This is a genomic window from Marinobacter daqiaonensis, from assembly GCF_900115285.1.
Lineage (GTDB): Bacteria > Pseudomonadota > Gammaproteobacteria > Pseudomonadales > Oleiphilaceae > Marinobacter > Marinobacter daqiaonensis.
Genome location: NZ_FOYW01000001.1, coordinates 1,601,518 through 1,623,037, shown reverse-complemented (window position 1 = coordinate 1,623,037; position 21,520 = coordinate 1,601,518). Strand labels below are relative to the sequence as shown.

General features: G+C 51.7%; 21 protein-coding genes and 1 tRNA gene. 9 read left to right on the top strand and 13 right to left on the bottom strand.

Features of this window, described 5'->3' with window-relative positions:
• The first annotated feature begins 408 nt into the window (after nucleotides 1-408).
• The gene (locus BM346_RS07490; RefSeq protein ID WP_092010312.1) at nucleotides 409-1,770 is read left to right on the top strand and encodes a hypothetical protein; all 1,362 of its coding nucleotides are present in this window, start codon (nucleotides 409-411) and stop codon (nucleotides 1,768-1,770) included.
• 11 nt (nucleotides 1,771-1,781) lie between these two features.
• On the opposite strand, the gene BM346_RS07485 is transcribed toward BM346_RS07490, so the two are convergent.
• From BM346_RS07485 to BM346_RS07460, 6 genes are all read right to left on the bottom strand, one after another.
• Nucleotides 1,782-2,639, bottom strand: a complete 858-nt coding sequence (locus BM346_RS07485; RefSeq protein ID WP_092010308.1) for a hypothetical protein — start codon at nucleotides 2,637-2,639, stop codon at nucleotides 1,782-1,784.
• A gap of 300 nt (nucleotides 2,640-2,939) precedes the next feature.
• A complete protein-coding gene (locus tag BM346_RS07480) occupies nucleotides 2,940-3,917 on the bottom strand; it encodes a hypothetical protein (protein ID WP_139229916.1) in 978 nt (325 codons plus the stop codon).
• Nucleotides 3,914-4,282 carry a nucleotide pyrophosphohydrolase gene (locus BM346_RS07475; protein WP_092010302.1) on the bottom strand — a complete coding sequence of 123 codons (369 nt, stop codon included), beginning with the start codon at nucleotides 4,280-4,282 and terminating at the stop codon, nucleotides 3,914-3,916. The genes BM346_RS07480 and BM346_RS07475 overlap by 4 nt, the downstream gene beginning before the upstream one ends.
• Before the next feature lie 93 nt (nucleotides 4,283-4,375).
• Complete coding sequence (locus BM346_RS07470; protein WP_092010299.1) at nucleotides 4,376-5,458, bottom strand: HIRAN domain-containing protein; 1,083 nt, start codon at nucleotides 5,456-5,458, stop codon at nucleotides 4,376-4,378.
• A 102-nt stretch (nucleotides 5,459-5,560) separates the two neighbouring features.
• On the bottom strand, nucleotides 5,561-5,812 hold the full coding sequence (locus BM346_RS18455; RefSeq protein ID WP_139229936.1) for an IS3 family transposase: 252 nt from the start codon (nucleotides 5,810-5,812) through the stop codon (nucleotides 5,561-5,563).
• 176 nt (nucleotides 5,813-5,988) lie between these two features.
• Nucleotides 5,989-7,100 (bottom strand): IS3 family transposase gene (locus BM346_RS07460; RefSeq protein ID WP_227662867.1). Its coding sequence is split into 2 segments (ribosomal slippage): nucleotides 5,989-6,848 and nucleotides 6,848-7,100, totalling 1,113 coding nucleotides; the frame shifts between segments, so codons are not numbered across the junction.
• Nucleotides 7,101-7,229: 129 nt separating this feature from the next.
• Between BM346_RS07460 and BM346_RS07455 the strand changes: the two genes are divergently transcribed.
• The 3 genes from BM346_RS07455 to BM346_RS07445 all read left to right on the top strand — a co-directional run bounded on the left by BM346_RS07455 (nucleotide 7,230) and on the right by BM346_RS07445 (nucleotide 10,292).
• Nucleotides 7,230-7,844 (top strand): GNAT family N-acetyltransferase, encoded by a 615-nt coding sequence (locus BM346_RS07455; protein ID WP_092010292.1) that lies wholly within the window; start codon nucleotides 7,230-7,232, stop codon nucleotides 7,842-7,844.
• A gap of 793 nt (nucleotides 7,845-8,637) precedes the next feature.
• Entirely contained in the window at nucleotides 8,638-9,378 is a 741-nt protein-coding gene (locus tag BM346_RS18450) for a DUF2726 domain-containing protein (protein WP_092010290.1), read from the top strand.
• A 128-nt stretch (nucleotides 9,379-9,506) separates the two neighbouring features.
• Nucleotides 9,507-10,292, top strand: coding sequence for an HNH endonuclease (locus BM346_RS07445; protein ID WP_092010287.1), 786 nt, complete (start codon nucleotides 9,507-9,509; stop codon nucleotides 10,290-10,292).
• A gap of 292 nt (nucleotides 10,293-10,584) precedes the next feature.
• On the opposite strand, the gene BM346_RS17920 is transcribed toward BM346_RS07445, so the two are convergent.
• The 7 genes from BM346_RS17920 to BM346_RS07405 all read right to left on the bottom strand — a co-directional run bounded on the left by BM346_RS17920 (nucleotide 10,585) and on the right by BM346_RS07405 (nucleotide 17,669).
• Nucleotides 10,585-11,304 (bottom strand): hypothetical protein, encoded by a 720-nt coding sequence (locus tag BM346_RS17920; RefSeq protein WP_139229914.1) that lies wholly within the window; start codon nucleotides 11,302-11,304, stop codon nucleotides 10,585-10,587.
• Nucleotides 11,305-11,487: 183 nt separating this feature from the next.
• Nucleotides 11,488-12,414: a hypothetical protein gene (locus tag BM346_RS07435; protein WP_092010280.1), complete on the bottom strand. Its 927-nt coding sequence runs from the start codon at nucleotides 12,412-12,414 to the stop codon at nucleotides 11,488-11,490.
• Nucleotides 12,411-13,205, bottom strand: coding sequence for a HipA family kinase (locus BM346_RS17915; protein ID WP_139229913.1), 795 nt, complete (start codon nucleotides 13,203-13,205; stop codon nucleotides 12,411-12,413). Before BM346_RS17915 ends, BM346_RS07435 begins: the two co-directional genes overlap by 4 nt.
• A 716-nt stretch (nucleotides 13,206-13,921) precedes the next feature.
• A tRNA-Phe gene (locus tag BM346_RS07420) sits at nucleotides 13,922-13,997 on the bottom strand.
• Nucleotides 13,998-14,117: 120 nt separating this feature from the next.
• A complete protein-coding gene (locus tag BM346_RS07415; protein WP_092010271.1) occupies nucleotides 14,118-14,390 on the bottom strand; it encodes an oxidative damage protection protein in 273 nt (90 codons plus the stop codon).
• A 49-nt stretch (nucleotides 14,391-14,439) separates the two neighbouring features.
• Nucleotides 14,440-15,504 (bottom strand): A/G-specific adenine glycosylase, encoded by a 1,065-nt coding sequence (mutY, locus tag BM346_RS07410; RefSeq protein ID WP_092010269.1) that lies wholly within the window; start codon nucleotides 15,502-15,504, stop codon nucleotides 14,440-14,442.
• Nucleotides 15,501-17,669 carry an AsmA family protein gene (locus BM346_RS07405; RefSeq protein ID WP_092010267.1) on the bottom strand — a complete coding sequence of 723 codons (2,169 nt, stop codon included), beginning with the start codon at nucleotides 17,667-17,669 and terminating at the stop codon, nucleotides 15,501-15,503. The genes mutY and BM346_RS07405 overlap by 4 nt, the downstream gene beginning before the upstream one ends.
• Before the next feature lie 194 nt (nucleotides 17,670-17,863).
• On the opposite strand from BM346_RS07405, the gene BM346_RS07400 reads away from it, so the two are divergent.
• The 5 genes from BM346_RS07400 to hisF all read left to right on the top strand — a co-directional run bounded on the left by BM346_RS07400 (nucleotide 17,864) and on the right by hisF (nucleotide 21,436).
• Complete coding sequence (locus BM346_RS07400; RefSeq protein ID WP_092010265.1) at nucleotides 17,864-18,325, top strand: SRPBCC family protein; 462 nt, start codon at nucleotides 17,864-17,866, stop codon at nucleotides 18,323-18,325.
• A gap of 121 nt (nucleotides 18,326-18,446) precedes the next feature.
• Nucleotides 18,447-19,040 carry an imidazoleglycerol-phosphate dehydratase HisB gene (hisB, locus tag BM346_RS07395; RefSeq protein ID WP_092010263.1) on the top strand — a complete coding sequence of 198 codons (594 nt, stop codon included), beginning with the start codon at nucleotides 18,447-18,449 and terminating at the stop codon, nucleotides 19,038-19,040.
• A 35-nt stretch (nucleotides 19,041-19,075) separates the two neighbouring features.
• The gene (gene hisH, locus BM346_RS07390) at nucleotides 19,076-19,714 is read left to right on the top strand and encodes an imidazole glycerol phosphate synthase subunit HisH (RefSeq protein WP_092010261.1); all 639 of its coding nucleotides are present in this window, start codon (nucleotides 19,076-19,078) and stop codon (nucleotides 19,712-19,714) included.
• Nucleotides 19,715-19,911: 197 nt separating this feature from the next.
• On the top strand, nucleotides 19,912-20,652 hold the full coding sequence (gene hisA, locus BM346_RS07385; protein ID WP_092010259.1) for a 1-(5-phosphoribosyl)-5-[(5-phosphoribosylamino)methylideneamino]imidazole-4-carboxamide isomerase: 741 nt from the start codon (nucleotides 19,912-19,914) through the stop codon (nucleotides 20,650-20,652).
• 10 nt (nucleotides 20,653-20,662) lie between these two features.
• Nucleotides 20,663-21,436, top strand: a complete 774-nt coding sequence (gene hisF, locus BM346_RS07380) for an imidazole glycerol phosphate synthase subunit HisF (protein ID WP_092010257.1) — start codon at nucleotides 20,663-20,665, stop codon at nucleotides 21,434-21,436.
• Nucleotides 21,437-21,520: the final 84 nt, after the last annotated feature.

Sequence of the window (21,520 nt, the reverse complement as noted above, 5' to 3'; positions counted from 1 at the left end):
AGTGGAAAAACCGGTAAAAGTGAAACCTGATTCTGCCTCAAATGGGAGATGCCACCGGTGGGAGCCGATGGGGCTGTAAGGTTTGATCACTTTTACCGGTTTTTATGGTTTTACCAGTTATTACTTTTTCAGGGGGCATACCCACTGGTGCTATTTCCTGAAATTGTGGCGTCAGGAAAAAACCAAAACTACGTCCGGCATAGTCGACTGCCATAGAGAGCATGGGTCGTTGCTGTGCTTCGGTGACACTGTAGTCCGTTAGGGACCTATTCTTATTGGAGCTCTAGGTTGTGAGATTGGCTACTAATGGTGTTTCCTTCTATGCTTTAACCAGATTCTATTACACTGGATGCAGTTGGCTTGCTCCGTTTAGCCGCGTTGATAAAATAAGAGGCAAGGATATTAGTCATGGATGCCATCGTTCCTATTTTAGTAATTCTGATTTTGGTTGTGGGGCTAGATTGGATCCTAGGCGCGTTTTCCAGAACTAAACGCGACGATGGTTCCATTGAAGACACTGTTAAAAGTCCTAGGGAAACACAGACGAGGGTGCCAGCTAATGAACTCCTTAGAAATCCCCAAACCGTATCCGCCGACTACGAAAATTTTAATGAAAAAGAGCTAGAGGAATCTGCAGTCGTATTATTGAATGGTGTCACTTTTAGCGTTAGTACGGAAGATTTTCGTAGTCATTCTTGCCTAGCCCGGACGATGGAGAAACCGTTGCCATTCTACATGACTTTAATTAACGGGACGTCTTTGACCGATCTGAAGCGCCAGTTAGAGGAGTGGCGTAAAAAACGGTTACGGTTTGCTTCGTTGCCTCTGCCAGAATCCGATCAGCGTGCCATACATCTGGTAATAGACGGAGAGATTCTTGAGCGAGTTCGGCCACGACTTAACGAGCGAGTTCTAAGCCACTTTCTGTCGCTAGGACGAAGTTGCCTAATTGAAAGATTAGAAGTGGTTGCGGAACCAGAAAATCTTTTACGTGCCTTTGTTGACCTAAATACTAAAAGAAGTGTGCGCGAGGTCTATCATGAATCAGTTGAACGATCTCGTGTATGGGATATAGATTTGGCGTCTTCGCTCGATGATAGTGACGTCAGCACTTTGTGGGCAGGTGTGAATGGACAAGGAACATACATTGTCAGAAATCCGCGTTTTCTGGATAAAAAAAGTGATGAGTGCAGCTACCGACTAATTGTGGAACTTACGGAAAACACCGCTACTGTTCGAGAAATTTCTTTGAAAGAATGGGCGTCCACCGCATATAAGAGTTTTAAACAGCTGTCTCACGGCGATGCGATCAGGGGTTATTGCCTCCAACTCTACGAAAAACATAGGCAAGAAATTTGGGAGCAAGTCAAAGCTTGGTTCATCCACCGCAACGCTGACCTCTGTCAAGAAATTGGTTTCCCAATCTTTATCGATAAAGAATTCAAAACACTCTACGATGAAACCGTTAGCAGCCACATGCGGCAGGTTTTTGCCCGCGACAATTCATCGCTTTTGAATATTGAGCGTGAAATGACTCGGAGCTACGGTATTTTGGTTGACTCATGTCGCAGTGCCGGCCGGCGCCCAACGTCATTCAGTACGTTTTGCCTGCAGCAAGTGGGCCTTGTGCTCATGAGAACGAGGGAGGATGAAGAAATCGAGGAATGGGAGAGCGAGACTTTAGCCGAGAGATTGAAGGAATTTGGACAGTTTGATGAAGCTGAACTATTAAGGTGCCCGTATGATGACCAGCCGTTGAATAGGTTTTAACCTTTTCAAATTTAGAGGAGCAACTCCTCAATAATCTTGAGCGTTTCTCTATCTCTTCCCGTCCCCGCTAGTAGTTGGGCGAGAGCATGAAGTTGCGCTCCCTTTGCCAATCCTAAGTCGTCAAGTTCAGTGATCACCTCAAGCAGTCTGTCTTGGAGAATCATGGTCTTCAATTTCTGCGTTTGGAAATTAAACTCCCCCTCGAGATCAGTTTCGCTAAATAGGGCTGTGACATAGCAGTTGTCCACAGAAACGAGCTGCTCTGAATTAGACGGTCTTTTCGCGGGTGCTTCCATGACGTGAACCAGACCATAACCATCCAGTTCTTCAACAATAGGAACTAGTAACCGACAAAGCGAAGTGACGTGAGGAGTCCACCGGTCTTCGTTCATCCGGACTGAGGAAATGCCGAAGGTCGGGATTAGCTCGAGCTTGGGATCTCGATACTGGCTGGCACTAGCGATCGCGACTAGCCGTCGCTTCCCCTGCTTTTGAGCAGTGGCTAACAGGTCGTCAATGTTGAGCGACGGGCTATGTAGGATACGCACAAGCCGAGGGAGAATGGGCCTTTCTAGTTCATCAAGTTCGTAGCCCCGAAGCTCTTCTGTTGCTTGAATCAAGGCATTGAACACCGACACTTCGGTGTCCTTGGTCGCAGAGATTGGAGGGAGGATTATCGTTGCGCCCGTGAAAGCGCGACCTCCCTCTTCGTCGACAACGTGCTGAAGGAGAGCGGAAACGGTGCGGCCAACTACCCGAAGTGAGCCACCCTGGATCAGATCGGCAGAGCCTAGGCTAAAGCCATTTGCAAATATTGTGGATGGGTTGAAGCCTCGAATGACATGGTCCGCACCTTTATGTTCATCCACGTAACTCTCCTTAAACGTAGAACTGTGAGCTGCGGCCTGATGGGGTTGTCCGTAAGCTCTCTCCACAACACCGCGGTTGATTTAAGAGTTTAACGCTACGAAAACACCAAGTTTAAATCGCCAAGCAGTTAATTTTCTAGGATCACCGCACATAATGAGTAGCTCTCATGCTCTGTCAACAAGATAAGTCCGATTGCAAAGCTCGATAGCCAACTCAGATTCCGGTTGACTGTAGACCAGACAAGCCAATTGAGCCCGAATCTCTCTAAAATTAGGATGGATTAGAAATCCGGGAACTGGTCAGATCGCCTCAAACCCATGTTCTTTTCTGTGCCATTTAAAGTAGTTCTTGGTTTTTTCCGTAAAGGCAGGACAACTGTTGCCTTCTATTTTTCTGACGTAATCAAAAATAGCATCGTGTTCGATTTTGTAAGGATGGGTCATTACGTTTCCACTATCATTGACGCTGATAAAACCGTTCTCGAATAGTGTGTCACAGCCGAACGCACACATGGGTGTGGCAATGTTTTCAATATCTTTCTTTTCTTTGAGGGTGCATCGTGAGCGCTTCTTAATATGCGCTGCTACGAGATACCCCCGGGGAAACATTCTACCGCACATTGAACATTCTGCCTCAGTCCTCGTTCCAAAAATATGATTTACGATGTAACGGTGCTCTTTTCGGGTTGGGGTTTCTGTCGACCCGTCTACTGACTCGGTGTCGTCCTCTATTTCAGAACGCACGGTGCTAATATCTGGGGTACTCCAAGCGCCAGCGATAAGGCTACCTATATCCATATTATCGAGGACGATCTCGCTGTTACTTTCATTTAGAAGGTTAAAGGCCATCTTAGGTTGGGAAGACGAACCATCCATCGCAATGCCATAAGGAACAGAAATGCGGGTTACTTGATCTAGGAAATACAGACATTCCCAAGTGTATGACGCATTTTTGTCTTTCCAGCCCCAGAGATTGGTGGCCAGATCTTTGTTTCGCGTTTTGTGAGTGACAACCCCGGCTATAGAAAATAGCGTCTTGATGTTGAAGATCGAAATGTCGCCTTCCGAGAGCTGATCCCAGGCTGGCAATGCGTTCTGATTGGGAGTCACACCCCAAACATACGCTTTGCCTTCTGGATACTTGGCATGTAACACCGTCATGTCGGCATCAGACAAGAACTTTGATAGGTGCTCAAGCGAAACTGGTGTATGAATCGATGCAATAAGATTTTTTTGTGAATCTGGATCAGAACATGGTTGATACGCAATTCTTGTCATTTTTCTTCTCTGATACGACGTGAGTGCTTAACAGCGTTACCTTTGGATAGAGAGATAGGGTATTTCTTGGCGTTAATGGCAAGCTTATTCTCTGCTGCGTCCACGATATTAACTTCTAACCGGTCAGAAAGTCTTAGAAGGTAGAGAAAGACATCCGCGATCTCGTTTTCGACTTCTTTGATTGTGGCATCGCTCAGACATTTTCGCTCTGAAGCATCCGTAGATAACCATTGGAAGTGTTCAAGTAATTCGGACGCTTCCACAGACAGAGCGATTGCGAGATTCTTAGGACTATGAAATTGCTCCCAGTCTCTATCTTTCGCAAAAGCGCTGAGCTTTTCCTGAAGCTTTTCAATTGGTTCCATACAATTCTCCAGATAACAAACGAACCCATATTAGCTCTAACTACCTGCTGGGTCGACTCTGTACTGACCGGGAGTCTCCCTATGAGCCATACACTAAAGATTGCGAGAGGCTTGATGCTCAGATTCTATTGCACTTAACTGCTTGCTACGCTCTTTGAGCAATTGCTGAAAGCTATCAGAGCGCTGTACCTTCCGCGTTCGGTAATCAATGAGGATGGGTGCAACCACAATTGCAGTGATCACTGATACAACCAGTCCGACCCCTTTAATTGTATCCGGAAAAAAAATGGCGCAAATTGCTAAGGCGCCGAAAAAGCAGGTTACCAAATAAACCCAGAAGCTATCCAGCGGAAGCATCGCTTCAAGTTTTGGATCGAAGTAATCGGCAACGATCTTTTTTTTCTCGGCAAGCGTTCGATCTCTTAACCTTTGCTCCTCTTCCAAGGGTTGATGAATCAATCGATCTGAAACCGATTCTGACCTAATATGTCTAGTTGGCCGGTAACCTATACCTTGTCCATCGCCGGTGAGGTTATATAATTTAGCGCCAGAGAGCAGTAATGAGGCAATGTGTTTTTCCTCGAGTATGGCAGTCTCCGATGGCCGTACTGGCGATTCAAGGACACGCACCTCAAACTGATTTGGGCCGAGACCGGAAAAGTCTGATTGAAGAAGGTGGTTTGCATGGCATCCTTGGGATAACTGTTTGATGTGATCTCGAGCTCGATCTTTTAAGTTATAGGATGAACCAATATATTGTCTGCCAGTAACATTGTTTGTTATTGCGTAAATACCTGGACCCATTGGCATGGACATAGAAGACCGCCAAAGGCGCGATCGATGTTTTTCTGAGAGCGCATTATCCGAAAGCTCATATGCGACCTGGACATCGATGTTTATGTCGGCACCATCTCTTTTGATAGAGAAAATTTTGGCACCGATAATCATATCCTCTTTGAGGAGCCGGGCATACTTCGGTGCCAAGTCCCGGGCTACGTGCCCCAGCATTGCTCCATTGCTCCGGATCTTAAAGGCGACAGCATTGCTATCGTGGGGGTTATGTGGTTGATGCTCCATCCTTATTGGTAATCCCGAGTATAGGGATCCTTTCTGAAATAGTTCAGAGGCCCTGTAGTATCGAGTTCCTTTAACCGATAGGTTTGCTGTTGCCCTCATTAATGCCTCCAGCTTGCAATGAAGATCTTATTCTTCTATCGCTCTATGTGATCCCTATCCATTTTTTTGAAAATCCTGAGTAACAGTCCATTTGGGTAAGCATCATCTGGGCCGAGGTGGCAGTAGATAACCCAGCAGCAAAGATAAACGCCAAGTGACCCATTGGCAAGTTTTCGACTTTATAGGCGCCTGCCAGCTGTACAAAAATCTATTTTCGATTTCCACGGAGGACGGTCCGCCATTGTTCCCATGGCGGCGAACCGGGTTATAGAACCTCTCGATGTAGTCGAAGATATCCCGCCGAGCGGCTTCTCGATGTCCGTAGATTTTTCGCCTCACTCGCTCGGTTTTCAGCTACGACAAGAGCCCTTCAGCAACCGCATTCTCACGGCATTAACCTCGGTGGCTTCAGCTGGGTTTGAGACGATGATCTGCAAGGAGGTCCCGCAACTCTCGGCTGGTATATTGCGATGCTTCGTCAGAATGGACCGGCATTTTCTGGGCAAGTCGTCACTGGAAACACCCCTGTTTCAGTTGCACCGCTGATTAGAGTTTTCCGCCCGTTGGTGTTTCGCCAGGTATTCCCATGGCGTCAAGTCTTCCAGTGAATCGTGGGGGCGCTCATCGTTGTATTCCGTCATCCAGGATTCGGTCAGTTCTCGGACTTCGGTGAGATTCCGGAAGACATACATATTCAAGATCTCGTCCCTGTAAGTCCGATTGAAGCGCTCAACATACGAATTCTGAGTTGGTGTGCCCGGCTTGATAAACTCCAGCTCGATACCGTGTTGCTCAGCCCAATCTGCCAAGGCAATCGAGATGAATTCAGGACCGTTATCCATGCGTAGTTTGGCCGGGTAGCCTCGCCAAGCGATGATGCGTTCCAGAACCCGTATGACCCTCGGTGCTGGCAGGTTCAGGTCAACCTCGATAGCCAGTACCTCCCGGTTAAAGTCGTCCACCACGTTAAACGTCCGGAACCGGCGACCACAGAACAGGCTGTCGCTCATGAAATCCATGGACCAGCATCGATTAACGGTGGCTGGCACGCTCAATGGCTCCGGGTTTCGTGTCGGGAGTCGTTTCTTGCCCCGTCGTCGTTCATTCAGGTTGAGTGCACAATACAGCCGGTGTACCCGCTTGTGATTCCATCCATGGCCCCAGCGTCGCAGCACCTTGAACAGCTTGCTGAAGCCGTAGGCGGTATAGCGTTCAGTCGCGCTTTGAAGTGCTGCAATCACCGGTTCATCCCGGGAGGTGTCCGGCCGATACCGGTACACAGAGTCACTGATGCCAGCGATTCGGCAGGCTCTGCGGATGCTGACGCCGTGAGCCTGCTTGAGGTAATCCACCAGTTCTCGTCGAACGGCTGGCTTTACAGCTTTTTTTTGATCACGTCCTTCAGCAATTTGTGATCCAGGCTCAGCTCGGCGTACATCTGCTTCAGCCGGCGGTTTTCCTCTTCAAGCTCTTTGAGGCGCTTCACATCAGAGGCCTCCATGCCGCCGTACTTGGATTTCCAGTTGTAGTAGGTCGCATCGGAGATGCCGTACTCCCGACACACTTCCTTGACCAGGCGACCGCCCTCGACCTCCTTCAAGATCTTGACGATCTGTGACTCGCTGTACCGTGATTTCTTCATGCTGTTCTCCGTTTGCCTCATTGTAGGCCGGAGAACTCTAATTACGCATGCACCGATTTTAGGGGATGGTTACAATGGCAAGAAGCGTCGTTATTAAACCGATGAATGAACTCTTCGAGAGGCACCAGAATGGCAATTAACCTCCCAAATTGGCTTAACCTACTAGAGCATGGCAAAGACGACCTGTTTCGAGACCTTAATGATATGGAGAGTGTTCTGAAGGAGACTCAACAGAGGATCGATGACAAAAGCTTGTCGTACGAGTTTATGGCAGATGACCCTACGAACGGATTTTTCGCTGTTGGTGATCCGCATGAAGAGTTGTATACCGCAGTGGTGTTTTTTGAACTAGGCGGAAAGCAGGAAGTCCAAACGCTGGTGATTTTTACCAACGTCAACCTTATGATGCCGCTTCGATTCACTTTGGGTTACGCGGTTGCTCCCAAGCTGAGAGGACAGGGCCGAGGGCTGGCCGCAGTGAATCAAAGTTTAGAATATTTTGATCGATTTTTGGAAAAGTTCGGGCCTAGTCGGCGTGGTGAGTTCACAGACCAAGAGGTGGAAGTGGATGTGATCGTTGATCAGGAAAATCTTCCGTCACGAAAGCTGGCAGAGAAAATACGACCTGCGAAATGTGCCTGGCAAGCAGCAAACGAAGAACGATCTCGTAGGCCTTGTGAATTTTTCTCGATGCCGCTGAAGGCCACCCAGGCGAGAAAACGGCGACCATCTCTGTTTGCGTAAGAGTAAAAAAAGAGGCCTAGTTTTTAGGGGACGTGTTAATTCCGTGTGAAAGCCCTGGCGCGGGGGGAGGCGAACGTCAATCTGGTGGGTATGTAAATACTCCTTTTGATGGCCTGTATGGACTGTGGAAATCCCAGAAGGAAGTCGTTCTGTGTTTCAGCACTTTTACCCATCTTATTCGCCCCCTGAAAAAGTGAATAGCGAACATACCGGTAAAAGTGAAACCTGATTCTGCCTCAAATGGGACGTGCCACCGGTGGGAGCCGTTGGAGCTGCGGAGTCTGATCACTTTTACCGGTTTTTATGGTTTTACCAGTTATTACTTTTTCAGGGGGCATACCCATCGGTGCTATTTCCTGGAATTGTGGCGTCAGAGCGAATGTGAAATTAGATGAAAACCGCGCTCAGCGATCCCCGCGGTGATGAATTTGTGCTGGGAAGGACCCGAAGCTATTGCTCGACAGAATTACACTATGGTGTCGATACGAGGCCTTGCCGATGTAGGGCGCGGCGGTTAAGTGTTGCGCGCCCTGTACTGTGGACATCGCCTTTCTTGCGCTCGCGTGAATTGAACCTGATGACTCACGCTTTTTAAGCAACGCAGAAAAAACATTAAAGTCGAAACATAGACTCGCAAAAGTAGAACCCCACTTAAAAACCACAGGCCACCGCAAAACGGTGGACGCAATGTTGACACCTGCTCGGTTCGGGTGGCGATCAAGAAGAAATATAGGGTACTATCGAAGCCTTGATGAACTGAAGAGGGTTAGGCGCTCCTGTGTTCGACGGATTAATGTATGTGATTCCGCTAATAGTGCTTGTGGCATTATTTTTTCTGCTCGTTTCTCCTAATTCGCCTCTTGCGAAAAAGGTGGTAATCGAGTTCCCCTATCAGCGCTGCGACCGTCTGATGACAGAAGCTGAGGGATCGTTTTACCAGGTCCTTGAACTCGCGTTACCGGAAGGTCGTTACAGGCTTTTTGGTAAGGTTCGGGTCGAAGATCTCATCTCCGTGAAGAGGGGATTGGATCGTCAAACCTGGCAGTCGTCCCGTAATCGAATCAAAAGCCGACACATTGATATTGTTGTAGTTGAACGCAAAACCTTTAAGCCAGTTTGGGCGATCGAGCTGGACGATAAATCTCACAACTCGACCAGGAGGAAGGAACGAGACTTATTTCTGGATAATGCCTTTGACGCTGCAGGCCTTCCTCTCTTACGTTTCAAAACTAAGCGGAGCTATACCAGGTCCGACATACAAGCAGCTTTGGGCCTGGACGGCATTCCTAGCGCTAGTGATGGGGCTATTTCCTCCGATGGGCCAGCGACAGAGAGAGAGCAAGAGTCTATTACTGCTTACTCCGACCAACAGGAGGGGCGAACGCTTTGCCCACGGTGCTATGCTCCGATGGTAAAAAAACGGGTTCGTTCCGGAAAGTATGCAGGAACAGAAATCCTAGCTTGCTCTCGATACCCGAAGTGCCGAAAACTTCTACCGATTGGTGATTCCGCTATCCTGCAGCAGAATGGCTAATTATGCCGGCTCACTCTTTGAAGTCTTTATATTGGATTTACGTTTGTTTCAAACTATATAGGCTGCTTATTGTAAAGAAGATGAGGTGCCCGAGGAGGCGAGTGATTAGAAAATGAAGAGGAAGGTAAATGAATTATACAGTCATCACTGAAAACGACGTTTCCCAATGGTTAGACAAGACCGGCGCTGAGTATCACTTTCCCAAACGCTATGCCAAGCACCTCACACCGGAAACGGTGGTGGTGTACTACAAGGGCAAGCTTAAAGACACTTCCTTTCGCCCACACCGTCTGTCTGACGCGCCTCACTACTTCGGTGTGGCTACTATAGAAACACCACCCTTTGAAGATAATAGCAGCGACAAAGGTGATTTATTCGTCAAAATCGAGAACTTCACGCCATTCGATACACCGATTAACATCAAAGACCCAGAGACCGGCGATTACATCGAGGAAGTATTGCCGAATCGCGTTAGTAATCATTGGCGAGATGGTGTGCGGCCCACCTCCAAGTCAGTTTATGAGCGAATTGTTGGCTTAGCCGGGCTTCCAGGAATCGAACAGAAAGGCCAGTTGGGTGACGACTATTCTTTTTCGTCTTTCCGGGAGGAGGGAGGTAAGAAACAGGTCTATTCAACTCGCTACGAACGAGACAAAAAACTCCGAGACGCGGCGATACAGATTCACGGTGATAGCTGCAAAGCCTGCGGTTTCAACTTCGGTGAGGCCTACGGGCAACATGGTCAGGGTTTCATTCATGTTCATCACGTTGTGCCTGTTTCTGAATACAATGGTAAGAAGCAGGTAGACCCAAGTATGGATCTCGTTCCGCTCTGTGCCAACTGTCATGCGATGGTCCATCGCAGACCCAATCAGACACTTTCGATGGATGAGCTAAAGGCACTTCTCTCTTAAAACGTACTCGGTTTGCCTTTGGTTTTGTGTCGTCAACCATGGCGCTTCTCACCTCTAAAAACCCTGTTTAAGCTAGGGCTTCGCTCGTAACGGATACCAAGCGAAAGCGATACCTGCCCAATGGTGTGACTTGTCAGGAAGAGATTTTGCAACTGTTGAAGACTGAACGCTCGGAGTCTGACTGATCTATTGTCACTCCTCGTTAGTCATCGAATCATTGTGAGCTGCTTTACCAAACGCTTCGATCTGATTGGCTATAGGTCTGTAACCAGGTTTCAAAAGGTTTTAGGGTCTAACTGGGATAATCTGGGCCTTTAGCAGTCGCTATAGCGGGTGAAATCGTCTCCCCCAACGAATTTTCGAAGTTGTCTTTCCAAACATCAAAGCAGATGGGGTTTAGTGTGAATAGTTCGCCTTTTACCTTGGAGAGATGAGGCAAAAGCAGGTTTAGAATCCGATGAGTGGACCGGGCCATGAAGATTGCTGTATCAAGTTCAGGCAACTCAATAACCTTTTCTCCGTCAAGATTTGAGTGCGCGATTCTCTTAGAACGCGCATCTGTCATTTTCTTCCAGTACTGCTCGTATTCGTCGTGGCTTAGGTCTAATTCAGATAGAAGATCACTCATGTACGGAGAGTTTTCGCCGAAGACTCGCTTCCAGTGGACCTCTTCATTGTTTGAACCGAAAGCCTTGCACCATTCGATTACAGCCATCATATAGGAATTATTTACAGACTGCGTCCAGATGATGTTTGATATTTCAAATTGATGTAGTGAAGATGCCAGTGCTCTTGCAATCATTACTGATCTAGTAAAAGCAAGATTGTTATTCCAGAAAAGGTTCAGTGATTCAGGCACAACGTTTTCTAGCTTATAATCTGAAGGATTGATGGTTGACCTGCTGATACTAGGCTTTACGATGGTCCAGGCTGTGCAGGAGAGGTCCCATTGCAAAGCCTCATCATCTGTGAGATCGCAAGATCGGTTTGTAAGGTGGTTCCAAACGATCATAAAATACGCCTGATCGAGAAAGAGTGTAAGTATTTAAATACAAGGCCAGCTCAGAGCGCACTCAAATTTAAAGACCTTTGATTTCTCCAGCGCCGATTTGTTTGGATGTGTAGTGTTCTTTGAGAAAATAAGTTTCCCCCTAGTTGATGATTTTTTCTGGTTACCTGAATCTTTTTGGGCCAGCTACACGATAGATGGTCTTGCCCAATCATATATTTCTTTCGCGAGATCTTGTTCCGATGGCAGACTGACCACTCTGAAACCATCTCTTTCAAGTTTCCACTCCTGTTCTTTAAGGAGCTGATCGATCGACCTAAACTCTTTTTCAGACATTGTGCCTTCGTGGGGCAAGAGTAAAAATAACCCTATGTCGTTGATGCCTCTTATTTTTGAGAACGTGGTTAGGTCCCTGCTCGATTTTAACAGATTTAGCTCAATAGTTTGAGGGGATTTATAAACAGCGGAGACTATATTCCCACAAGCTTTTCTGGTGAGTAGCTCGACATCTAGAAAATGCTTCTCTTCGTTGTATTCAATCTCGAAGCCGCGCTTTGTGTTTTCTTTGTTGACTATTTTTTCGTAGTCCATATTGGCGATGCGTTTCAGTTCCTTAGAAACGAGCTTTCGTGCTTTAGACGTATCTATTGATTCAAAATTGCTTTTTGAGTCGCTTTCGTTCTTTTCTAGTGCTACGATTTCTCGGAATAGTCTATTAGTTGTTGATGTAATGTCCATTCCTGACGTATATCCCTGTTCGGAAATACGAAGAGCTGTAGTTTCGAAGTGAATACAATTTAGAGGGATTCGGTCTCTCTCAGCATTCCTTAGAATTTCTTGGGCATGACTTCTTATTTCGAAAAAAGAATTCCTGTTAAATTTTTTACCGTAAATGCACTCAAATTTTTTGAAATAATCAAGGATTTGGAATTCTAGTTTTCCGCTGACGTTTTGAACTGCTACTCCAACGTTGAACCATTGCGGAACAAACACATCTGGCTGAATTTCAATGGAGTACCAGATGCCTTCAAAACCATCTCGTTGAGTTTGGGTTCCGGAACTAATTAATGAGTTTACTGCTAGGTCACCGATTTCCTGGGTGAAAAAATTCATATCATTAATCCTAGCTGGTTGTTGATCCAGTCTTTGTCAGATCTAGTGTCTAGGTGACTGATGACGGCATCGGATAAGCTAGTATTTCCCGGGTATAATGTATTGATTAAATTCTCTATCTGACTTTTCGAGTTATTGAAGGCATTTTTATGGCCTTCACCGTAACCGACCACATCGGAGACGAAAGCTTCATGTTCTTTTGGACCAAGGTGTGCCTCTGCTTCTTTTAAGAGACTCCGTTCCGAGTAGCAGATGCCCATTGGTAGCCAGAGTAAGTCATGGAGCAAGGTCTCGTGGTCTATAGCAATATATTCGTTTGATTTTGACTTGATGACGTTTCCATAGTTTCTATCTTTGTTATCGGTCCATACATCAAGTGCTGCGATTTGTCTCGTTGTTTTGCTTTTGAGGCAAGCCAGTCGTCCCGTGAAGAATTTCCAAGTGTAAATTTGTTTTACGGACTTCCCATCAACTATTTCACTGCACCAGGCTGGGCAAAAATCGAAATTTTCAGTCCAGTCGGGCAGGGGAACCTTTCCTTTAAGCTTTTCCTTGGGAATAGGGGTGATTGCCGCAAATGAAACAGTTGGAGTTCCGGAATTTTTGGCCAAAATCCACCCAATTGCCTCGCAGATGAGAGCAGGGCAACCTGGATTAAGTAGTTTTACAAAGCAACTATGCAATCTCCCTGAGCTGTCTTCTACTTTAGCGAGATGAGAGCTATCGTTTATCCCTTTTTCTCCTGGTATCCCCCTGAATTCTCTCCAGGCATCATTCCCAAGTATTTGCACGGTCACCTCATGACTATTCTTTAGGTACGTCTATTCCTGAATTCTTTCTTTCAGGCTTTATCTGCCCTGCTGATGGAATTGTTTTCCCGGTTGTTAGCCAATAGGCAAATTGTGGGAAGGCCCCATTGAAGGCTTCAATGTCATCTTCGTTTACGCGTCGTCTACGCGCGCGAACAGCATTCCACTTGTCTCGATCTATGCCTGTCAATTTCTCCATCTCTCTTGAAGTTACGTTACAGGCATTAAAGAAATTAATCAGGCGCTCTCTTATCATTGCAATGAGTAATTTGTTAATATTGCTATCTAGCCTGAGATTGTAGATAGTGCAATGCACATAATCAGAAGCATCTTGTGTTCAATAGTGTAGCAGAGTGCAAAACAGTGGACGAGAAGAAACAAATCTTCCTGTCAGCAACCTCGGTTATGACCCAGGAGCGATTCGCTCAACTGACCGGAGTCAGCGAAGGGCAGGTCAGGGGCATGATTGAAAAGGGCCATCTCCCATCCGTCGAGACAGAAGACACTACGCTTTCGATGTTTAAGGTTCGCCCCATGGGCGGTGCAGAAGCTTACTGGTCTTCCTCGGGATTTCCGGTAGACCGATAGCTCCATTGGGAGAGAATCAGCATTTCTAGAATCTGCTTACATGTTGCTTACAAATCGCTATTCCAGAAACAACAAAGCCCGCACGGGGCGGGCTAAGTCATTGAATCTGATGGTGCCCGGAGGCGGAATCGAACCACCGACACGGGGATTTTCAATCCCCTGCTCTACCAACTGAGCTATCCGGGCATCGTTGCGGTAGTGCGCTGCAACGGGGCGCTATTAAACCGGTTTAGGGATGTTGAGTCAAGGCTGCCGGAGAAAAAATTATGAGCCTCTCAAGGCTGGCTAAACCTTGATCAGGCAGGGTTAATTCTCCGGTGGCACGTAGCCTTCGGCCTTGTCGAAAGGCTCGTTGTTGAAGAACCGGTCCATCTGGGCCTGCAGGTATTTGCGGGTATTAGGGTCCATCAGGCTCAGGTGCTTTTCGTTGATCAGCATGGTCTGCTGGGCCTGCCATTCCTCCCAGGCCTGCTTCGAGACGTTCTCGTAGATGTCCTGGCCTTTAGGGCCGGGCATGGGGGGATGGTTGAGGCCTTCCATTTCTTTCTGATATTTGCGGCAGAACACGGTGCGGCTCATGTCGGCTCCTCTCGCCATTGGGTCTTGGTTTCGGGGAAATGATAACAGATCAGAGCAGGGTGGTTTGTCCGGGCCGGGTCAACAGTGTACGGATAGGCGCGGGCAGCCCCAGGCCAAGGGCCTCGTCCCGGTGGACCCAGCGCCGGTCCGGGCGGTCCTGGATCAGGATCCCTTTGGCGACCGGCAGACGCGCAGGCTGTATGTGCAGGTGGTAGTGACTGAAGGTGTGACGAAAGCCACTGATCAGGTCCGGTTCACCGCAGTCCAGCCCCAGTGTCTGTTCACAGGCCTCCCGGAGTTCCTCCGGCCCATAGGCAGGGTCCAGTTCCGGCAGGCTCCACAGGCCGCCCCAGATCCCGGTGGGTGGGCGGCGTTCCAGCATGATGCGACCGTTCTCGTCCTCGAGTATCACCATCCAGGTGGTTTTCTCCGGCTTTTCCTTTTTGGTTTTGGGGCCAGGATAGAGGTGAGTCTCGCCGCGCCTGAATGCGATGCAGTCTTCATTGAGAGGACAGCGTTCGCACACCGGTCGGGAGCGGGTGCAGACCATGGCGCCCAGGTCCATAATCGCCTGGGTGTAGTCCCTCACCCGTTCATCGGGGGTATGGGCCTCGGCGTATTGCCAGAGCCGGGTCAGGGTGCTGGTCTGGCCCGGCCAGCCGGGTATGGCATGGTAGCGGGCCAGCACCCGCTTGACGTTGCCGTCGAGGATGGCAGCGCGTTTGTCATGGGCCTGGGCGATAATGGCCGCCGCGGTGGAACGACCGATGCCGGGCAGGCCTTCCAGTGCCTCCTGGTCGACCGGGAATTCACCGCCGTGATCCTCCACAACCCGGATCGCCGCCTTCTGCAGGTTGCGGGCCCGGGCGTAATAGCCAAGCCCCGACCAATGGCCCAGCACGTCGTCCACGGGGGCCCCGGCGAGTTCCCTGACGGAGGGGAAGCGTTCCATGAAGGCCAGGAAATAGGGGATGACGGTGGTCACCTGCGTCTGTTGCAGCATGATCTCCGAAACCCAGACCCGGTAGGCGTTGCGGTTGTGATGCCACGGCAGGTCGTGCCTGCCGTGCTTGTCATACCATGCCAGAAGCCGCTCGGCAAAGCGGTCACTCATCGGTCGAACAGGCCCTTTATGGCATCCTTGACCTTTTCACCGCCCTCGCCCTGGAGCCGCTCCTCAACCTTTTCCCGGGCCTTCTGCTCCACCTTTTTCCTGGCCTCGTCGGTTTCCTCGCGAACCTTGGCGCGGGCGGCATTGGCGGCGATGTCCTTGAGGGTGTCCTTGAAACGGGAACCGTCGAAGGAGCACAGCCCCGCGGGGTCTTCCGCGAAGTCACCGCGACATTCCACAGGGATCACCACATTCTCCACAATCTCTGTGACCCGGCAGGCCTCGTCCCGGTGGACCTCCCCGACGATGCGAAGCCCCGCCTCGTAATCAAGCTGGGATTCGGCCAGGTCTATCGTGCCGCTGCCCTCCAGGCGCATCCCGGCCATGGCCGCAACCAGGCTGGTGTTGTTGAGCGTATTGCCATTGATCTTGAGAGTGCCCTTCATGTCGTTGAAGGGCGTGGTGCTGGTCCAGTCACTGGCGGTCAACTGCTCCTGGTTTACCACGGCAATACCCTGGCAGGCCATGCGGGTGAGGTTCATGCGGGTAAACTCCCCTTCCGCGAGATTGAAGGTGACCTCGCCATCGGCGTTGCTTCGCAGAGTCGGTATCCGGTTGCCCCGGGTGCTGGCATTTACATTGATGTTCGCAGCACCGGCGAGCATGTCCAGCTCCGCCAGGTCGTTGAGCAGTGCCCGGGTTTCGACACCGTTGACGTCAGCGCGCATGTTCCAGGCCGGGTTGTCGGTGCGGGCATCGATGGTCACGTTGGACTGGAAGCCACCGTTGTAGAGTTTGCCGCTGAAGTCGCTCAGTTTCAGCTGACCGCCGTTGGCGTCAATGGCGGTCTTGATGTCGGTGATGGTCAGGTTGCTGATGATCAGCTCGCCCAGGCCGAGGTCAATGTCCAGGTCCAGGCCGCGAAGGGTTTCAAGGGGCAGCAGGTCGCCCTCGGCACCGGCCTCTGCCTGTTGCTGCTGCCCGTCTTCTTCGCTGGCGGGGGGCAGATAGCGGTCGGCGTTGATAGCGTCGCCCTCCAGGTTGAACACAAGGGCCCCGGACTGAAGATTGTAGCGGCCTCCGCCCTTCAAGGTGGTCTCGTCCAGCACGATGCGCAGGTCGCTGAGCTCGGCAACGCCGGCAGGGCCGGTGAGTCTGGTTTCAAGGCTCAGACGGGTAAGTACGTCGGAGTCCTCTGTCTCTACTGCACCCATGCCGAGAGTCTCAAGGAATCCCCGCAGCGAAAACTCCGCCACTTTCAGGTCGCCTGTAAGCTTGGGCTTGTCACCAAAACCTTCCACGGTCAGGTTGGTGGTGAGTTCCAGGTTGGCCAGGGTTGCCCTGAGATTCTCGAGTGTGGCGGTTTCGTTCTCGAGGTTCGCCTTGGCGCTACCGTTAATGCGGGCCTGGACGGTTTTTCCGCTGAACGGTTCACCGGAAAGGGCGAACTGGGCGTCCAGGCCATTCACGGCGAACTGGTCCAGGGTCTCATTGGCGTTGATTCGCATGCTGATGTCGCCATCCACGGCCATCTCGGGCTCGGCGGTATTCACCAGGAAAGCGATCTCAAGAGGGAATTCCGTGCCCAGGGCAATCTGGCTGGCCTGCAGGCTGAAATCCTGAAGAACCACACTCTGGCCTGTGCGCATGTCCTCGTACTGAACACTGGCATTGGTGATCTGTACTTTCTCAACCGCGAACTCCAGCGCCGCGCCGGAGGTCTCCTCGGCGGCAGGCTGCGGGGATTCTTCGGCAGCAGCCCCGGTGGCGGCGGTGTCGCCTTCAGGCATGATCCGGGTCCAGTTGCCGGAACCATCCTTGTTAACAACCAGCCGCGCATCCAGGCCGTCCAGCACAAAGGTGTGGACCTGCGGCGACATGGCAACGAGCGACCAGAAGTCCACCCTGGCGATCAGCTGATCCAGCGCAACAAAGCGTTCGCCGTCGAGCGTGGCGCCGACGTCGTTGAGCTCCAGCCCAAGGGGGAAAATAGACCAGCCGATATCTCCGGCAAGCTCCAGTTCAAGGTTGGTCTCTCTCTCCACCACCTGCTCAATCTGGGGCTTGTAGGTGTTCGGGTCGATAACGAAGATGGCAACCGCGACCGCTATAGCGGCCAGCACGATCAGACCTATAATAGCCAGAATGATGTAGCGAACAGCTTTCATGGTGAAGGGTCCTTTTAAAGTCGTCCGGTTCGGGAATCGGTGCCGGCACGGCAGAGTTCTTACACCAAGCCTAACGCACAGATTACAAAATAAAAGCGCGACAAGTATGACAAAATGGCAGGGTTTCGCCACAATAGACCGCTTACCGGGGAACCAAAAACAAAACCGGTGGTTGAAGACTGGAGGACAATGGCGTGGCTTTTACGGTATCCATCGAATTGAATCGAGAAATCGAGCTGGCCGCTTCCTATGATGAGGTGTTTGAGCTGCTCTCCGATGTGCCAAGGTCGGTCAGCCACTTTCCCAAGGTCGACCAGCTCGTGGACCTGGGCGATAACACCTATCGCTGGGAAATGGAAAAGATCGGTGTCGACAAGTACTCCATCCAGACAGCCTACGCCTGCAAATATCGTGCAGACAAAGACGCTGGAAAGGTGACCTGGGAACCGGTCAGGGGTGAAGGTAACGGTCTGGTCCGTGGCAGCTGGACCATAACCTCCGTGGACGATAACACCACCCGGGCCAGATTCCAGACCAGTGCCGAACTGAGCCTGCCGCTACCAGGCCTGCTCAAGCTGGCCATCAGCCCGGTGGTCAAGCATGAGTTCAACGGCCTGGTGGACACCTACATGAACAATCTCAAAAAGGCGTTCTGACCAGCTCCGTGTCGGAGCCTGCTATGAACGTCATAGGCCCAGAGGCAGGACGGCGCCATCCTTTGCGGGTATAATGGCGCTCTGTTTTCATTGAGCACTCGTTGCAACTTCCGGAGTTTCCATGGCCGACCGCAAGGCTCGGGTAGAGCGTAATACCCTTGAGACCCAGATTACCGTTGAAATCGACCTCGACGGTACCGGCAAATCCAGTTTCGATACCGGTGTGCCGTTCCTTGAGCACATGATGGACCAGATCGCCCGCCACGGCCTGGTGGACCTGACCATCAAGGCCACTGGCGACCTGCACATCGATGACCACCACACCGTGGAAGATATCGGTATTACCCTGGGTCAGGCCTTCAAGCAGGCTGTCGGCGACAAGAAAGGTATCCGCCGCTACGGCCATGCCTATGTACCACTGGACGAAGCCCTGTCACGGGTGGTCATCGACCTCTCCGGTCGCCCGGGACTGGTTATGGACGTGCCCTACACCCGTGGTTCGGTCGGTGGCTTTGACGTGGACCTGTTCTCGGAATTTTTCCACGGCTTCGTCAACCACTCCATGGTGACCCTGCACATCGACAACCTGAAGGGCCAGAACACCCACCACCAGGTCGAAACGGTGTTCAAGGCCTTCGGCCGCGCCCTGCGCATGGCCATCGAAATGGACGAGCGCATGGCAGGTATCATGCCTTCCACCAAAGGGTCGCTGTAAGCGGCCCTGAACCTTCTTGGACCGATAACTCCGTTATGAACACCGTCGCCATAATCGACTACGGCATGGGCAACCTTCATTCCGCCCGCAAGGCTGTGGAGCATGTCGCCCCGGGCACAAGAGTATTGGTCACCGGCAACGCCAACGAAATCCGCGAGGCGGACCGGGTCATCCTGCCCGGCGTAGGCGCCATCCGTGACTGCATGGCTGAAATCCGCCGCCTGGGCGTGGACGAGCTGGTACGGGAGGTCTCCGTGGACCGCCCGTTCCTCGGCATCTGCGTGGGCATGCAGGCCATCATGTCCCGCAGCGAAGAAAACAACGGCGTGGACTGCATCAACCTGTTTGACTCCGAGGTCCGCTTCTTCGGCAATAACCTGACCGAGAACGGCGAACGCCTGAAAGTGCCCCATATGGGGTGGAACCAGGTCTGGCAGACCATCGATCATCCCCTGTGGCACGGCATCGACGATGGCGACCGGTTCTACTTTGTTCACAGCTACTACGTTGAATCCGCCGGCAACGAAGACATCGCCGGCCGCACCCACTATGGGGTCGACCTTGCCGCCGCAGTGGCAAGAAACAACATTTTTGCGGCGCAGTTCCACCCGGAGAAAAGTGCCCGGGCGGGACTGCAGCTTTTGAAAAACTTTGCTGGTTGGTCCGGAAACTGATCCGACCATCAAGCGGGCCCCGCCAAAGGTAGTGATCTGGTGGGTGGAAGCCCTTTCCGGGACCTTCAAAAACAGGGATGTTTTTGAAGAGCCTACAGGGACGTATCTACGGCGTGTCCCGGAAAGGGCTTCCACCTGCCAGAGCACGGGCGGCAAAAGCCCCAAGGTTAAAGGCCCAGAGCCAAAGGAAAAAATCCATGCTGATCATCCCCGCTATCGACCTGAAAGACGGCAAATGCGTTCGCCTCCGCCAGGGGCGAATGGACGACTCCACCCAATACGGCGACGATCCGGTGGAAATGGCCGAACGCTGGGTAAAGGCCGGCGCCCGCCGCCTGCACCTGGTCGATCTTAATGGCGCCTTCGCCGGCGAGCCGGTCAACGGCGAAATCGTTCGTGCCATCGCCACCAGGTATACCAACCTGCCCATCCAGATCGGTGGGGGCATCCGCTCCGCGGACACCATCGAAGCCTATCTGCGGGCAGGGGTGCAGTGGGTGATCATCGGCACCAAGGCGGTCAAGGAGCCGGACTTCGTCACCCAGATGTGCAAGCAGTTCCCGGGACGCATCATTGTTGGCCTGGACGCCAAAGACGGCCGGGTTGCCACCGACGGCTGGGCGGAAGTCTCTGAAGTCATGGCCACCGACCTGGCCAGACGCTTCGCGGATGACGGAGTGGAGGCCATCGTCTATACCGACATCAGCCGCGACGGCATGATGCAGGGCGTCAACGTGGAAGCCACCGCCGCCCTGGCGGAAGCCTGCGGCATCCCGGTGATTGCCTCCGGCGGTGTCACCAACATGGACGACCTGAAACGCCTCGCCACAGTGGCCGACAAAGGCATTCTGGGTGCCATCACCGGCCGCGCCATCTACGAAGGCACCCTGGACGTGGCCGAAGCCCAGGCCTACTGCGATAGCCTGAAGAGATCCTGAGGAGCTACCCATGGCACTGGCAAAACGAATCATTCCCTGCCTGGACGTGGACAAGGGGCGTGTCGTCAAGGGCGTCAACTTCGTCGATATCCGCGACGCCGGTGACCCGGTGGAAGTGGCCCGCAAGTACAACGAGCAGGGCGCCGACGAGATTACCTTCCTCGACATCACCGCCAGCCACGAAAGCCGCGACACCACCTACGAAACCGTCGAGCGCATGGCGGCGGAGGTGTTTATTCCCCTCACCGTGGGGGGCGGGGTGCGAACCGTCGAGGACATCCGCAAACTCCTCAACGCCGGTGCCGACAAGGTGTCCATCAACACCGCCGCGGTGTTCAGCCCCGAGTTCGTGAAGGAAGCGGCAGAGCGTTTCGGCAGCCAGTGTATCGTGGTCGCCATCGACGCCAAGCGGGTCAGTGAGGGGGATGAAGAACCCCGCTGGGAAATCTTCACCCACGGCGGCCGCAAGCCCACCGGCCTGGATGCCGTGGAGTGGGCCCGTAAGATGGTCGCCATGGGTGCGGGCGAGTTGCTGCTCACCAGCATGGACCGGGACGGCACCAAGATAGGGTTTGACCTGGGCCTGACAAAAGCCATCAGTGACGCAGTGATTGTTCCGGTGATTGCCTCCGGCGGGGTGGGGGAGCTGCAGCACCTGGCTGACGGTGTACTTCAGGGTGGCGCCGATGCGGTCCTGGCGGCGTCCATTTTCCACTTCGGTCAGCACACCATTCCCGAGGCCAAGGCCTTCATGAAAGCCCAGGGCATTGAAGTGCGGGACTGATTTCCGGTTAGCCACTGAATCCACGGAAGGACACGGAAAAAACAGCAAAGAACGCCACGGACATTCACGGACGAAAAAGATCAA